Below are 521 nucleotides of genomic sequence, written 5' to 3' on the forward strand. Positions count from 1 at the left end.
CTTATACTTATATATTATGGTCTTTTCATCTTCATCTTTCTCTTTTTTTATAATATTTATGCTGTTGAGTTTTACGAAATAGCCATTTTTATATGCTTCTTCAATCCTTAAATAGGATACTCTAGTTGCATAAAATTCTTGATAAGCTTCGGCGGATAGATATTGTTTAAATTTCTTGGTGTGTGACTCATAACTTTTATCAAATTTGGCGATTCCTGATATTTTAGTACCGCTGTTCATTTGTTTGTAATAGTTATAATCACTTTGATTTACAGTATAGTAATCTTTGATAAAGTTTTTTATAGTGGTTTCTCCATCATCAGTTTTGCATGAAATAAATAAAAACATTGTAAATAATACTGCTGTTGATAATGCAACTATCTTTTTCACTATAATTTCTCCTCTAAAATGATTTTTGAAAACAATTTTTTATAAAAGGATATTAATACTTCAGATTACATTAATTGCTTAAATAAATTACACCATACATAAGTATATGTTCAACATAATAACATATATGG

1 protein-coding gene is annotated in these 521 nt (G+C 25.5%); it reads right to left on the reverse strand.

The annotated features are described in order from the left end of the window. Positions 1 to 390 (reverse strand): hypothetical protein (locus CLORY_RS22940; RefSeq protein ID WP_139376141.1); only part of this gene is annotated, 390 nt, incomplete at its 3' end. Between the last annotated feature and the right edge of the window lie 131 nt (positions 391 to 521).

Source organism: Clostridium oryzae, from assembly GCF_002029235.1.
Lineage (GTDB): Bacteria > Bacillota > Clostridia > Clostridiales > Clostridiaceae > Clostridium_AE > Clostridium_AE oryzae.